Annotated in this window: 17 protein-coding genes; 13 read left to right on the forward strand and 4 right to left on the reverse strand. The window is 67.9% G+C overall.

The features are described 5' to 3' along the window. Window positions 1–16 precede the first annotated feature (16 nt). The 9 genes from ACCO44_RS11545 (at window position 17) to ACCO44_RS11585 (ending at window position 7,105) form a co-directional block, all read left to right on the forward strand. On the forward strand, window positions 17–367 hold the full coding sequence (locus ACCO44_RS11545) for an HIT domain-containing protein (RefSeq protein WP_091036947.1): 351 nt from the start codon (window positions 17–19) through the stop codon (window positions 365–367). A 79-nt stretch (window positions 368–446) separates the two neighbouring features. Then, on the forward strand, window positions 447–1,472 hold the full coding sequence (locus tag ACCO44_RS11550; RefSeq protein ID WP_231481794.1) for a PhoH family protein: 1,026 nt from the start codon (window positions 447–449) through the stop codon (window positions 1,470–1,472). Further along, entirely contained in the window at window positions 1,469–1,927 is a 459-nt protein-coding gene (ybeY, locus tag ACCO44_RS11555) for an rRNA maturation RNase YbeY (RefSeq protein ID WP_029261717.1), read from the forward strand. Before ACCO44_RS11550 ends, ybeY begins: the two co-directional genes overlap by 4 nt. Then, window positions 1,924–3,219, forward strand: a complete 1,296-nt coding sequence (locus tag ACCO44_RS11560; RefSeq protein WP_029261718.1) for a hemolysin family protein — start codon at window positions 1,924–1,926, stop codon at window positions 3,217–3,219. The genes ybeY and ACCO44_RS11560 overlap by 4 nt, the downstream gene beginning before the upstream one ends. Further along, entirely contained in the window at window positions 3,212–4,108 is an 897-nt protein-coding gene (gene era / locus ACCO44_RS11565; protein ID WP_029261719.1) for a GTPase Era, read from the forward strand. Before ACCO44_RS11560 ends, era begins: the two co-directional genes overlap by 8 nt. A 54-nt stretch (window positions 4,109–4,162) precedes the next feature. Next, window positions 4,163–4,690 (forward strand): RNA polymerase sigma factor, encoded by a 528-nt coding sequence (locus tag ACCO44_RS11570; protein ID WP_372466637.1) that lies wholly within the window; start codon window positions 4,163–4,165, stop codon window positions 4,688–4,690. Continuing rightward, the gene (locus tag ACCO44_RS11575; protein WP_372466638.1) at window positions 4,683–5,663 is read left to right on the forward strand and encodes a hypothetical protein; all 981 of its coding nucleotides are present in this window, start codon (window positions 4,683–4,685) and stop codon (window positions 5,661–5,663) included. Before ACCO44_RS11570 ends, ACCO44_RS11575 begins: the two co-directional genes overlap by 8 nt. After that, window positions 5,660–6,133, forward strand: coding sequence for a hypothetical protein (locus tag ACCO44_RS11580; RefSeq protein ID WP_105710098.1), 474 nt, complete (start codon window positions 5,660–5,662; stop codon window positions 6,131–6,133). The genes ACCO44_RS11575 and ACCO44_RS11580 overlap by 4 nt, the downstream gene beginning before the upstream one ends. Before the next feature lie 15 nt (window positions 6,134–6,148). Continuing rightward, window positions 6,149–7,105, forward strand: a complete 957-nt coding sequence (locus tag ACCO44_RS11585) for a zinc-binding alcohol dehydrogenase family protein (protein WP_372466639.1) — start codon at window positions 6,149–6,151, stop codon at window positions 7,103–7,105. A gap of 1 nt (window position 7,106) precedes the next feature. Here ACCO44_RS11585 and ACCO44_RS11590 read toward each other — a convergent pair whose 3' ends face one another. Then, the gene (locus ACCO44_RS11590) at window positions 7,107–7,754 is read right to left on the reverse strand and encodes a hypothetical protein (protein ID WP_372466640.1); all 648 of its coding nucleotides are present in this window, start codon (window positions 7,752–7,754) and stop codon (window positions 7,107–7,109) included. 193 nt (window positions 7,755–7,947) lie between these two features. Here ACCO44_RS11590 and leuA point away from each other — a divergent pair, with 193 nt between their 5' ends. Continuing rightward, window positions 7,948–9,702: a 2-isopropylmalate synthase gene (gene leuA, locus ACCO44_RS11595; RefSeq protein WP_029261725.1), complete on the forward strand. Its 1,755-nt coding sequence runs from the start codon at window positions 7,948–7,950 to the stop codon at window positions 9,700–9,702. Between the two features lie 58 nt (window positions 9,703–9,760). On the opposite strand, the gene ACCO44_RS11600 is transcribed toward leuA, so the two are convergent. Next, window positions 9,761–10,135, reverse strand: coding sequence for a VOC family protein (locus ACCO44_RS11600; protein ID WP_167634775.1), 375 nt, complete (start codon window positions 10,133–10,135; stop codon window positions 9,761–9,763). Between the two features lie 67 nt (window positions 10,136–10,202). Between ACCO44_RS11600 and ACCO44_RS11605 the strand changes: the two genes are divergently transcribed. Beyond that, window positions 10,203–10,937 carry a TetR/AcrR family transcriptional regulator C-terminal domain-containing protein gene (locus ACCO44_RS11605; protein ID WP_372466641.1) on the forward strand — a complete coding sequence of 245 codons (735 nt, stop codon included), beginning with the start codon at window positions 10,203–10,205 and terminating at the stop codon, window positions 10,935–10,937. A 9-nt stretch (window positions 10,938–10,946) separates the two neighbouring features. Here the strand turns inward: ACCO44_RS11605 and ACCO44_RS11610 are convergent, their stop codons facing one another. Beyond that, a complete protein-coding gene (locus ACCO44_RS11610) occupies window positions 10,947–11,645 on the reverse strand; it encodes a trimeric intracellular cation channel family protein (protein ID WP_105710095.1) in 699 nt (232 codons plus the stop codon). Between the two features lie 34 nt (window positions 11,646–11,679). Between ACCO44_RS11610 and recO the strand changes: the two genes are divergently transcribed. Both recO and ACCO44_RS11620 read left to right on the forward strand, forming a co-directional pair. Then, window positions 11,680–12,423, forward strand: coding sequence for a DNA repair protein RecO (gene recO / locus ACCO44_RS11615; RefSeq protein WP_105710094.1), 744 nt, complete (start codon window positions 11,680–11,682; stop codon window positions 12,421–12,423). Next, window positions 12,420–13,223, forward strand: coding sequence for an isoprenyl transferase (locus ACCO44_RS11620; RefSeq protein ID WP_029261730.1), 804 nt, complete (start codon window positions 12,420–12,422; stop codon window positions 13,221–13,223). The genes recO and ACCO44_RS11620 overlap by 4 nt, the downstream gene beginning before the upstream one ends. On the opposite strand, the gene ACCO44_RS11625 is transcribed toward ACCO44_RS11620, so the two are convergent. Then, the gene (locus ACCO44_RS11625) at window positions 13,163–13,774 is read right to left on the reverse strand and encodes an AAA family ATPase (protein ID WP_372466642.1); all 612 of its coding nucleotides are present in this window, start codon (window positions 13,772–13,774) and stop codon (window positions 13,163–13,165) included. The two genes, ACCO44_RS11620 and ACCO44_RS11625, sit on opposite strands and share 61 nt — an antisense overlap. Window positions 13,775–13,844 lie beyond the last annotated feature (70 nt).

A 13,844-nucleotide genomic window follows, 5' to 3' on the forward strand; every position in this document is an offset into this window, starting at 1 on the left:
CAGTAGACTTGAGCGCATGACGGAACCCTCGATCTTCACGCGCATTCTGAACGGGGAGATCCCTGCCGAGATCCTCGGCGAGACCGACCGCCTGTTCGCACTGCGTGACATTGCCCCGCAGGCACCGGTGCACCTCCTCGTGGTGCCGAAGACCGCGGAGTACCGCGATGTCACCGAGCTCGCTGCAGGGGATCCGTCCCTGCTGGCCGAGATGGTGGCGTTCGCCGGGAAGCTGGCCGAGGAGCACACCGACGACGGCGACTTCCGCCTCGTCTTCAACACCGGCGCGAACGCCGGACAGACCGTTTTCCACGTCCATGCCCATGTGCTGGCCGGGGGATTGACCGAGAAGAGCGTCGGTGCCTGACAACAACGAACCGCAGGAACGCAGCCTGGGCGGTCGACCGCCCGAGGCCGTCGAGAAGATCTATGCCGACGGTGTCGCCATGGTGCAGCTCCTCGGCCCGCAGGACCGCCTGCTGCGGATGCTCGAGAAGGAGCACCCTGACGTCCAGGTGCTCGTGCGCGGCAACGAGATCACTCTCGGCGGCGGCGTGGATGCGGTTGCGAAGGCCAAGGCGCTGGTCGAAGAGCTGCTCGCCATGACCAGGGCAGGTCATGATCTGGCTCCGAGCGACGTCTCCAGCTCCGCCCGGATGCTGCGCCAAGAGGGGGGTCCCCGGCCGAGCGAGGTGCTGGGCGAGGCGATCCTGACCACGCGCGGCAAGGTGATCCGTCCGAAGACGCTCGGGCAGAAGGAGTACGTCGACGCGATCGAGGAGAACACGATCGTCTTCGGCATCGGCCCTGCCGGCACGGGCAAGACCTACCTGGCGATGGCGAAGGCCGTCCAGGCGTTGCAGCGCAAGGAAGTCACGCGCATCATCCTCACCCGTCCTGCCGTCGAAGCGGGAGAGCGCCTCGGGTTCCTCCCCGGCACGCTGACCGACAAGATCGATCCGTACCTGCGACCGCTGTACGACGCGCTCAACGAGATGATGGACCCCGAGATCGTGCCGCGCCTGATGGCCACCGGGACCATCGAGGTCGCCCCTCTCGCCTACATGCGCGGGCGTACCCTGAACGATTCGTTCGTCGTGCTCGACGAGGCGCAGAACACCACACCCGAGCAGATGAAGATGTTCCTCACGCGCCTCGGCTTCGGCACGCGCATGGTCGTGACGGGCGACATCACCCAGGTCGACCTTCCGCAGGGCTCCTCCGGACTCCGTCTGGTCACGCGCGTGCTCGACGGCATCGACGACATCCACTTCTCACGGCTCACCAGCGACGACGTGGTGCGCCACTCGCTGGTCGGACGCATCGTCGACGCGTACAGCGAGTACGACGAGAAGCGCACGGCGCAGCGCTTCGAGCGCGAGCAGGCGGCGGAGTTCGCCAATCGCGCCGACCGCAGGGGAGCGCAGCGCCCAGGACCACGTGACCGCATGCCGAAACGAGGACTCTCATGATCGAGATCAACAACGAGTCGGCCATCGACGTCGACGAGACCGTGCTGCAGCGACTCACGGACTACAACCTGGCGCAGCTGCACGTCAGCCCGGACGCCGAGGTGGCGATCGTCCTCGTCGACGAGGGCGCCATGGAGGCACTCCACGTGCAGTGGATGGATGAGCCCGGTCCCACCGACGTGCTCAGCTTCCCGATGGATGAACTGCGTCCGGGCACGGAGGACCGCCCCACCGCTCCCGGTCTCCTCGGCGACATCGTGCTGTGCCCGCAGGTGGCGGAGGCACAGGCTCAGGCCGCGCGTCACACCCTGATGGACGAGCTGATCCTGCTCACCACCCACGGCCTTCTGCACCTTCTCGGATTCGATCACGCCGAGCCCGACGAGGAGCGTGAGATGTTCGGACTGCAGAAGGAACTGATCCAGGGCTTCGCCGCGGCTGAACGCCGCCGATGACGGCCGCCCTCCTTCTCATCGCCGCCGTCCTGCTGGTGGCGTTCGGCGGTCTCATGGCGGCGATCGACGCCGCCTACGGTGTCGCTTCCCGCGCCAATCTCGCCGACATGGCGACCGAGGGACGCCGGGCCAAGGCGCTGGGACGGATCGCCGCCGATCTCGACGCGCACGTGAACGCGGTCGCGTTCATCCGCGTGCTCGCCGAGGTGACCGCTGCGGTGCTGGTGACGGTCGCCTTCACCATGCTCATCGACAACAACTGGTGGGCGATGCTCGCCGCCGCTCTGCTGATGACGGCGATCACCTTCGTGCTCGTCGGCGCGAGCCCGCGGTCGTTCGGTCGCCAGCACGCCGAGGGAATGATCCGCGGTACGGCCTCGATCGTCCGAGGGCTCCGCATCTTTCTCGGACCGCTCGCGCAGGGGCTCGTCGTGCTGGGCAACAAGGTCACACCCGGCACGGGCCGCAGCTCCTTCGCCAGCGAGGACCAGCTGCTCAGCATGGTCGATGAGGCCGCCTCGAACGATCTGATCGAGGAGGACGACCGCGACCTCATCCACTCCGTGTTCGACTTCACGGACCAGTTCGTCCGTGCCGTCATGGTGCCGCGGACGGAGATGGTGACCGTCGATGCCACCGCCACGACGGACGAGGCGATGTCACTGTTCCTGAACCGCGGCGTCTCCCGGATGCCCGTCGTGGACGACGACGCGGACGACGTGGTGGGTGTGCTGTACCTCAAGGACCTCGTGCAGTTCGCGTATCGCGACGACAGCGCCTGGCGCGCCGCATCCATCCGGCCGATCGCGCGACCGGCGACCTTCGTGCCCGAGTCGATGCGCGCCGAGACGCTCCTGCAGCAGATGAAGCGCGACGCCGTGCACGTGTGCCTCGTGATCGACGAGCACGGCGGCATCTCCGGCCTCGTGACCCTCGAGGACCTGATCGAGGAACTCGTCGGCGAGATCTCCGACGAGTACGATCAGGTATCCGCAGAGTTCGTCGATCTCGGTCACGGACGCTACCGCGTGAGTGCCCGTCTCTCCCTGGAGGACGTGGGCGACCTCTTCGGTCTCGAACTCGAGGACGAGGATGTCGACTCGATCGGCGGTCTGCTCGGCAAGGCGCTGGGACAGGTCCCGCAACCCGGGGCGACGGCGACGGTGGAGGGCCTGGTCCTCACCGGAGGAGCCTCTCGTGGCCGAGGTCGCGGGATCGCGACGGTGTTCGTGGAACGTGCGGCAGGGGACCCTGACGCTTCGCAGGATGAAGGAGATCGACACGATGACTGACGACACCCGAAGCGGGTTCGTGACCTTCGTCGGCCGCCCCAACGTCGGCAAGTCGACGCTGACGAACGCACTCGTCGGCGAGAAGATCGCCATCACCAGCGAGAAGCCGCAGACCACACGTCGAGCGATCCGCGGCATCGTGAATCGTCCGGAGGGGCAGCTCGTCATCGTCGACACCCCCGGAATCCACAAGCCGCGGACACTGCTCGGTGAACGGCTGAACGACCTGGTGGAGCAGGTGCTCGGCGACGTCGACGTCATCGGGTTCTGCGTGCCGGCGAATGAGAAGGTCGGCCCGGGTGATCGCCGCATCGCCGCGTCGCTCGACGGCTATCCCCGCGCCAAGAAGATCGCGATCGTGACGAAGACCGATGTCGCGGCCCGCGACGAGATCACCGAGCGTCTGCTGGAGGTCGACGCGCTGCGTGAAGACTGGTCCGCGGTGATCCCGCTGTCCGCGCTCACCAGGGACCAGCTCGACGTCCTGTCCGACGAGATCCTGCTGCTGATGCCGAAGGGCCCGGCCCTGTATCCGGAGGGCATCACTACTGACGAGTCGCAGGAGGACCGCATCGCCGAAATGATCCGCGAGGCGGCTCTCGAGGGGGTGCGCGACGAACTCCCGCACTCGATCGCGGTCGTGATCGACGACATCGCGCCGCGCGAGGGCACCGACCTCACCGACGTGCACGCGTCGATCGTCGTCGAGCGCGACAGCCAGAAGGCGATCATCATCGGGCACAAGGGCAAGCGACTGAGCGAGGTCGGCGCGCGTGCCCGCGTCGGCATCGAGGCGCTGGTGGGCACCCGCGTGTTCCTCGGCCTGCACGTCAAGGTCGCGAAGGAATGGCAGCGCGACCCGAAGCAGCTCGGCAGGCTCGGCTTCTGAGATGAGGCCCGGTCACACGTCGATGGCGGCGGGAAGGCCGCCGACCCCGCAGACATGAGTTTCCGCAGCGATGACCCGAATCCGCTGCGGAACGAGGTCTTCACCCGAGTCTTCGACGCTCACTGGGCGGCGGTACGGCACCACATCGAGGGCGTCGTCGGCGACGAGGAGGAAGTCACCGAGATCGTCTCCGAGGTGTTCCTGCATGCCTGGTCCCGGTTGAGGCCGGCTCGACCGCCCGGTCGGGTCTGGTTGCTCCGTGCCGCCGATCGGCGTCTGCGCTCTCGTTCTCGTCCGTCGTCGATGCCGAACGGCGCCGTCGACGCCGTGCACAGCGGAGTGTCCGGCGCCGACGAACAGCCGGGGCTGACGGCCCGCCTGGTAGTCATCCGAGCTTTGGGTGTCCTCACTCCGGTACAACGGCGTATCATCATGCTCACGTACTGGGATGGACTCGCGGTGGGGGAGATCGCGGAATTGCTGCGCGCTTCTGAGTCCCGAGTGCGGAAGACGCTGGGCGTCGCGCAGGGTCGTCTGCGTGATGAGCTGGGCGTGGAGGGGCTGATGACGGGTGATGCCTGACAACGCCGTGCTCGAGCGGATGCTGATCGATGCCGACCCTGCACCGACGCCACGTGACGCACCGCCCGACGCCCGTGCTCTCGCGACCCGGGACCGCATCCTCCGACGCGATGTCGCACCGAAGCGCCGTCGGGTGCAGACGCTCGGCTGGGCGGGTGGGATCACGGCCGTCGCCGCTTCCACCGCCCTGGTGATCGGGGTGCTCTCTCCGCAGGGCGCCGCCGTGGCGGGCACTCCCGCACCGCTCGAGTTCAGTGGGTCGAGCACTGTCGCTCAGATCGTCGACGACGCGGAGACGGCTCTTGCCGAGACACCGGGGCCGACGGTGCCGATGCGAACAGTCAGGACGGCCTCCTGGGGCTTCCAAGTCGATGTCGACGCGAAGACCACGACTGTCGTGCCACAGCTCTCCACACTCGTGTGGGAACCGGACGGCTCCGGGCGGATGACCATCATCGCCGGAGTGCCGTACGATCCCTCTGACGCGGTGGCCAGCAACGCCGCCGAGGTTTCGAGCAGCGGGAAGGTCGTCACCGATCTGGTGATGGAGCCGGGGGATTTCGAGACCCCCTGGACGACGGTGCCCGGTGAGACGCGGGACGACATGGTGGCGATGCTCGAGGCGTTCGGCATGCCGGCAGATCCCACCGCGTACGACGTCGAGCTGGCGCTCACCTCTGTTCTGGACCAGTGGACGCTGACCGACGCGCAGCACGCGCAACTCCTGCTCCTGCTCGAGGAGGCCGGTGGTGGCGAAGCACTGGGCAACACGACCGATCGCCTGGGGCGCGCCGTGACCGGTGTACGTGTCCAGTCCCCGGACGGCGCCGTGAGCGACCTGGTCCTGGTGTCGCGCGACACGGGGCGGATCGTGGGCGTCGAACGCACGGTCCTGAAAGCCGATGACGTGTTCCCCGCCGGCGCGATCATCTCGTATCAGATGTGGGATCTCGATGAGGAGACCGTTCGATGAAACGCACCACCGTTCTGGCCGCTGCTCTGCTCGGGCTCGTCATGACGCTGGGGGCGGCCCCCGCCATGGCCGCCGTCGACGACGACCGTGAGGTCGACCCCCTGGTGGCGGCGGTGCTCGATGAGGTGCCGGGCGGTGTCGTCATCGACGGGCGGCACGCGGTGTGGCCCAAGCTCGACATGGAGCTCACCGTGCCCGCAGCCTCGGGCTTGTCATCGTGGTCGGTCGGGAGCTGCACCACCGGCAGGATCTGCGCCTACAGCAACACTTCGCTCGGCGGAGCATCCCTGACGTTCGGCACGTGCGCGGTGCATACGATCCCGTCGAGCTTCGCGGTCAAGTCCGTCGCCAACGCCCGCGGCTCCGGCTCCGTCCAGGTGCGCAACGGGTCGACCGTCCTGAAGACCGTGGCTGCCGGGAGCTGGAGCAACGTCTCCGGCACGGTCACCAACCTCCGCTGCCTCCTCTGAACCGTGTCGCAGTCGATGTCATCCGAGGAACGGCCGCTGGCGCAGCACTGGGTGGCGACCGCGCCCGGTGGACCGGATTCGTGGGAGTTCGTCGAGGAGCGACTGGCGGCACCCGGGCACGGTGAGGTCACCATCCGAGTGCACGCGTCCGGCGTGAACCCCGCCGACGCGAAGCATGTCGCGTCCGGCGGGTCGGGCCTGGAGTTCCCCGTTCCGATCGGGTACGAGGTGTCCGGTGTGCTCAGCGCGGTCGGTCCGGACACTCGGATCGGCTCCGGTGCAGCGGCGATCGGCGACGAGGTGATCGCTTTCCGGGTGCGCGGCGGTTACGCGACAGCGGTCACGGTCCCCGCGGAGAAGGTCTTCGCGAAGCCGTCCACGCTCACGCATCCGGAGGCGGCGAACCTGCTTCTCGTCGGCACCACGGCCGCGGAGATGCTCGCGGTCACCGGGGCGGCGCCGGGGGAGACCGTCCTCCTCCACGGCGCCTCGGGCGCGGTCGGCGTGAGCGTTCTGCAGCAGGCTCGGCTCCGCGGCATCCGCGTCATCGGCACCGCGAGCACCGACCGGTTCGACGAGGTCCGGCGATTCGGGGGAGAGCCCGTCCGATACGGCCCGGGGCTCGCCGACCGGGTCCGTGAGGTCTCGGCCGGACCGGTGGCCGCAGCGCTCGATGCCGTCGGCACCGACGAGGCCGTCGACGTGTCACTCGAGCTGGTCGCGGATCGCCGTCGCATCGTCACCATCGCCGCCCTGGGGCGCGCCGAGGCCGAGGGGATCCAGGCGATCGCCGGCTCGATGCCCGCCAGTGCCCGGTTCCGCGATGAGGTGCGCAGCGAGCTGATCGCCCTCGCGCAGAACGGCGACCTCGTGGTGCCCGTCGCCCGGACCTTTCCGCTCGACGAGGCGCGTCAGGCCCATCGTGTGTTGGCGACCGGCCACCCTGGCGGGAAACTCGCCCTGATCCCCTAGGTCAGTCGATCTCGCGCAGGGCGGAGGTCACGACCACCACGTCGTCGCCGTATTCGGCATCCACCGCATCCTGGAGAGTGCGGTCATCCCACACGACCTGCAGCCAGACGTAGCCTCGATCCGTCCCGACCGTGAGGGCATCGGTCCCGAGACGCGCGGAGATGTCGTCCTGCACCCGCGTCAACTCGTCTTCGGCCGTCGAGCCCTCGACGCCGCCGGTCGGATCTTCTGGAGCCACCGTGTCGTACAGCGCGAGCATGATCGGCGGGTCGGTCCGGGTGAGCCGCTCGCCGTCGTACGTGGCATACACGGCATACGCGCCCCAGGTCGCGTCCCCGCTGGTCTCGCTGCCGTCGACGCCGTCCCAGGTCCAGTCGTCCAGTGGCACCCCGCTGCACTGGGGCGGGTAGGACTCCATGATCGCCCCCATGCACAACGCCACGTCGCCTGCGTCGTCCAGCACGGTGCCCACCCCGATGACGCGCCCCTCCGGAGGCTCAGGATGTGCGTTCTCGAGGCGCTGGTCCGACGGGACGGTCGTGCTCGTCGGCGCCGCGGAACCGCCCGGTCCCGCGGCGCAGGCGGTCAAAGCGAGGAGTCCGACGGCCGATGCCACGGCGAGGATCAGGCGACGCTGCGATGTGCTCATATCGGGGAGTGTCACCGGCCGCGTGATCGTCTCACACGCGTCGAAACCGCCGGGCCATCCCTGCTAGCATGACCACATGCCTTTCGGCGGTCTGCTTCTTCTTAGCTGCCGCGACGAGTCCTAAAGCTAGGGCCTTCCTCGTCGCGGCGCTTGTGTTGGCCCGTTCATCTTGACGAAGAGAAGAAGCCCCATCATGCAGAACACTCAGCGCCCGTCCGCGATGCCGATCCACAAGTACCGGCCGTTCCACGAGCAGATCAACGTCCACCTGCCTGACCGTACCTGGCCTGATGCTCGGATCACCGAGGCGCCGCGGTGGTGCGCCGTCGACCTCCGAGACGGCAACCAGGCACTCATCGACCCGATGTCGCCCGAGCGCAAGCGCGTGATGTTCGAACTGCTCGTCAGCATGGGCTACAAGGAGATCGAGGTCGGCTTCCCGTCGGCGAGCCAGACGGACTTCGACTTCGTCCGCCAGCTCATCGAAGAGAACCTGATCCCCGACGACGTCACCATCCAGGTGCTGACCCAGGCACGCGAGCACCTGATCGAGCGCACCTACGAGTCGATCGCGGGCGCCAAGCAGGCCATCGTGCACCTGTACAACTCCACGAGCGTGCTGCAGCGCGAGGTCGTGTTCCGCACCGACAAGCAGGGCATCATCGACATCGCGCTCGAGGGTGCGCGCCTGTGCCGCAAGTTCGAGAAGACGATCCCGGACACGAAGGTCTACTACGAGTACTCGCCCGAGAGCTACACGGGCACAGAGCTCGAGTTCGCGGTCGACATCTGCAACCAGGTGATCGAGGTCTTCGAGCCGACTGCAGACCGCAAGGTGATCATCAACCTGCCCGCCACCGTCGAGATGGCCTCTCCCAACGTCTACGCCGACTCGATCGAGTGGATGAGCCGGAACCTCAACCACCGAGAGAACGTCATCCTGTCGCTGCACCCGCACAACGATCGCGGTACCGCGATCGCCGCCGCCGAGCTCGGCTACATGGCCGGAGCCGACCGCATCGAGGGCTGCCTGTTCGGCAACGGCGAGCGCACGGGCAACGTCGACATCGTGGCCCTGGGCATCAACCTGTTCACGCAGGGCATCGACCCGCAGATCGACTTCAGCGACATCGACCAGGTCAAGCGAACGGTCGAGTACTGCAACCAGCTGCCCGTGCCCGAGCGCAGCCCCTGGGCGGGCGACCTGGTCTTCACCGCGTTCAGCGGGTCGCACCAGGATGCGATCAAGAAGGGCTTCGAAGCGATGGAGGCCCGGGCGAGCGCCGAGGGCGTCACGGTCGACGAGATCGAGTGGGCGGTTCCGTACCTGCCGGTCGACCCGAAGGACCTGGGCCGCTCATACGAGGCGGTCATCCGGGTGAACTCGCAGTCCGGCAAGGGCGGCGTCGCGTACCTGCTGAAGTCGGATCACGCGATCGATCTGCCGCGCAAGCTCCAGATCGAATTCTCCGGCGTCGTGCAGGCCAAGACGGATGCCGAGGGCGGCGAGGTCACGTCCGACCAGATCTGGTCGATCTTCAACGACGAGTACCTGCCCGCCGACGACTCCGCGGCCAAGTGGGGACGGTTCGAGCTGCTCGCGACGCAGACTCGCAGCGACATGTCCGGGGACGTGGTGCTCGACGTGGTGCTGCGCGACGACGACGAGCAGGTCTCGGTGTCGGGCAACGGCAACGGCCCGGTGGCGGCGTTCGTCGAGGTGCTGCGCGGTCAGGGCTTCGACATCACCGTGTACGACTACGTGGAGCACGCCCTCAGCGCCGGAGGCGACGCACAGGCCGCGGCCTACGTCGAGCTGCAGGTCGGCGACCAGCGCCTGTGGGGCGTCGGCATCGACGGCGACATCTCGACGGCATCCCTCAAGGCGATCGTCTCGGGTGTCAACCGCTCGATCCGCACGCGGCAGCAGGAGCTCGCGGCGGTCTGACAGTCCGCGCAGGAACGCCCCCTCGGTGACGACCGAGGGGGCGTTCGTCATTCCCTGTTCAGACCCACTGGACGAGCTGCCAGATGATCCCGTTCGGATCGGCGAACTGGCAATAGCGCTCGCCCCACGGCTCGGTCTCCGGGGGAGTGATGACGCGCGCACCCGCCGCGTCGATGCGGGCGAACTCCGCATCGATGTCCTCCACGACGAACACGAGCAGGGTGCCCTGACCCGCGGAGCCGGCGATCTCCTGGGGTCGGAAGCTTCCCAGGCCGGTCTCCAGGAAGATGAGGTTGGGTGCGTCCGGGTGCTGCAGCGAGACGAATCCCTCGGCGGACATCGCCTCCTCGAATCCGAAGTGTGTTTTCGCGAACGCGGCTGACGCGGCGACGTCGTCGACGTTGAGAGAGATGGCGGTCTGAGTGATGTTCACGGTGTCTCCTGTCTAAACTACGTACAACGTACATGGTTAAGAGATCCCGTGAGAGGATTATTCCGACATGGCCAAGAATCTGGTGGATCTCCTCTGGCGGGACGAATCGTCGGCGGCCGCGGGCGGTCGTCGTGGACCTCGGGCCCGACGTTCGACGGCGGAGGTTATCTCGCGGGCGATCGAGCTCGCCGATCACGCCGATCTGGACGCCGTGACGATCCGCGCCCTCGCGCAGTCACTCCAGCTGCCGCCGATGTCGATCTACACGCACGTGAACAGCCGTGCGGACCTGCTCGTCCTGATGGTCGACGTGATGCACTCTCGGATGCGGGTTCGCTCGGTCGAGGAAGTCGGCTGGCCCGCGCGAGTGCGCGCGGTTGCCGAGGACAACCTCGCCCTGCTGCGAGGGCATCCCTGGGTGCTCGACATCGCGGACCAGCGTGCCGCGCTCGGGCCCGGCACGATCGCCAAGTACGACCGCGAGCTGCATGCGTTCGATGACACGGGGCTGGGCGACATCGAACGCGACGCGGCACTGTCCTTCCTCCTGGACTTCGTCCACGCCGCGGCGATGAGGATGCGGGAGAGCGCCGAGAAGGAGCAGTTCGGCGCATTTTGGGCGGAGGCGGGCCCGCGTCTCGCTACCTACCTGGGGGAGGACTACCCGCTCGCGCAATCGGTCGGTCAGGCCGCGGGCGAGTCCCTGGGGACGCCCTACGATGCCGCAGTCGCGTGGGAATTCGGTCTGGCGAGGGTGATCGACGGCCTCCGTGCGATCATCGGCGAGCACCCGGGATCCTGAGATCGAGGCTCAGATGTCGGCGCTGGGCTTGACGATCGCGATGGCGCCCGTCTCGGCGGCCACCTTGCGGCGGTAGATCCGGCGCTGCTCGGGCAAGGAGACGTCGAACGTGACGGCGAGGATGCGGATGACGGTCGTCACGGCGATGCCGGCGACGGCGGCGATCGTGATGGGCATCCCGAGCGCGACGGCGATGACGATGAACGTGCACCCGGCGCCGGCCGCGACGGCGTAGAGCGACCCGACGTGCATGATCGCGGTCGGCAGCCCCATGAGCATGTCGCGGAGCACGCTGCCGCCCACGGCCGCGCACACGCCGATGAACACGGCCGGCACCTCGGGGATGCCGAAGGCGAGAGCTTTGCTCGTCCCGAACGCACCGAACATCCCGATGACCACCGCGTCGAGCACCACGATCGCGGTGTTCAGGCGGGTGAACAGACCGGCGAGCAGCATGCCCAGGAGTGCCGCCCCGGCCGCCGTGACGAGATACCACTGGTTCTGCAGCGTCGCCGGCGTCTGCCCGAGCAGGATGTCGCGGATCAGACCGCCGCCCATCCCGATCATGATGCCGATGATCGCGACGCCGAGCCAGTCGAGGCGCCGCTGACCCTGGAACCCCGAAGCGAACATCGCTCCCTGGACCCCGCCGAGGCCGACGCCGAGCAGGTCCGCCCACAGCGGAATGGTGAAGAGCGGTTCGGTCACCCGTCCATTCTCCCGTACGGAGGATAATCGAGGGGTGCCCACCTACCGAGACGAAGCGGTGATCCTGCGCACTCACAAGCTCGGTGAGGCGGATCGCATCGTCACCATGCTCTCGCGCCGCCACGGTAAGGTGCGCGCGGTCGCTAAGGGCGTGCGCCGCACCTCGTCGAAGTTCGGCGCCAGGCTCGAGCCGTTCATGGTCGCCGACGTGCAGCTCTATCAGGGGCGCTCGCTCGACATCGTGCAGCAGGCGGAATCGCTCGGCTCCTACGGCACGGACATCGCGGCGCACTACGACCGGTTCACCGCGGCGAACGCGATGGTGGAGACGGCCGACCGTCTGAGCGATGCCGAGGCGACCCCCGATCAGTACCTGCTCCTCGTGGGCGGGCTGCGGGCACTGTCGCGCGGAGAGCACGTCGCGCGCAGCATCCTCGATTCGTACCTCCTGCGGGTCATGTCGCTTTCCGGGTGGGCGCCCTCGCTCGACGAATGCGCGCGCTGCGGGACACCGGGACCGCACGCGCGATTCGTCGCGCAGCTGGGTGGACTGGTGTGCACCAACTGCGCGCCGGCCGGCAGCCCCCGCGTCGCCGAGAAGACACTGACCCTTCTCCGCGCCTTGATCTCGGGCGAGTGGGACGTCATCGATGCGTCACCGCCCGCCGACACCGCGGCCGCGTCCGGACTCGTCTCCGCTTACGCCCAGTGGCACCTGGAGCGCGGCATCCGCTCGCTCGCCCATGTGTCGGACATCTCGTCGGAAGGACCACGATGAGCCCCAAGCCCTACACGCACAAAGACGCGGTGCCCTATCGTCCGCTGGATTGGACCGGTGTGCACCCGCCGGCGTTCCGGGCCGTGCCCGAGCACGTCGCGATCGTCATGGACGGCAACGGCCGCTGGGCCAACCGCCGAGGTCTCAACCGCATCGAAGGCCACAAGGCGGGCGAGGAGGTGCTGCTCGACGTCGTCGCCGGCGCAATCCAGGCCGGGGTGAAGCATCTGTCCGTGTACGCGTTCTCGACCGAGAACTGGGCGCGGTCCCCCGAGGAGGTGCGCTTCCTCATGGGCTACAACCGCGATGTGCTGCACCGCCGCCGCGACCAGCTCAACGAGTGGGGCGTCCGCATCCGCTGGGCCGGCCGCAAGCCGAGGCTCTGGGGCAGCGTCATCAAGGAGTTGCAGCACGCCGAACAGCTCACCCGCGGCAACGACGTGCTCACCCTCACGATGTGCGTCAATTACGGCGGACGGGTCGAGCTCGTCGACGCGATGCGGGCGATCGCGGAAGACGTCGCTGCCGGGCGCGTGAAGCCCAAGGCCATCACCGAGAAGATGATCCGCCGGAACCTGTACGTGCCGGACATGCCCGACGTCGATCTCTTCCTCCGGAGCTCGGGGGAGCAGCGCACCTCGAACTTCCTGCTGTGGGAGTCGGCCTACGCCGAGATGGTGTTCCTTGACACGCTCTGGCCGGACTTCTCGCGGGAAGAGCTCTGGCGGGCGATCGGCATCTACCTGTCGCGGGACCGTCGCTTCGGCGGCGCGATCGACACCCCTGACTCACCCGCCTGAGCCCGGAGCCACTGCTCGGTCTCGTTCGGAGTCCGGAGCCGGACGATCGTGAGCTGCGGGAAGCGCAGGGTGTAGTCCGGCATCCGCTCTGTCCAATGCCCCAGGGTCTTGGTCTGCCAGGCGAGGATGTTCTCGTCGGGATCGCTGCGGAACATCTGCCAGATCGGTTTCTCGACGTTGCCGTTCCACATCCGCGTGCGCAGGATGCTGCGGCGCAGCGTTCGACGCAGCAGGCGTGAGCGCACCACGCGGTACGGATAGTCCAGCCAGATCGCGAGGTCGGCGCGCGGCGTGAGGATCTCGTCGGTGCCCTTGCTCGTGTACTGCCACTCGGTGACCCAGCGGTCCTCGGCCGCGAAGGAGCGCACATCGTCGAGGAACTCGGGCCGCGGAGCCCAGTTCGGCCCGTGGAACAGGCCGTCGATCTCGATCTGGCGCAGTCCCCACACGCCGGCGACGCGGCGCGCGAGAGTGGTCTTGCCGGAGCCCGTGACACCGGCGATCAGGACCCGCTCGGGCCGGAAGGGAAGCGGGTCGGCGGCGGTGAGCATCCGAGAATCCTATCGATCTCGCGCCCGCCGCCTCGGAATAGCTCGGAGGCGCATGCGGTTGGATGAAAGT

Source organism: Microbacterium maritypicum (assembly GCF_041529975.1).
GTDB lineage: Bacteria > Actinomycetota > Actinomycetes > Actinomycetales > Microbacteriaceae > Microbacterium.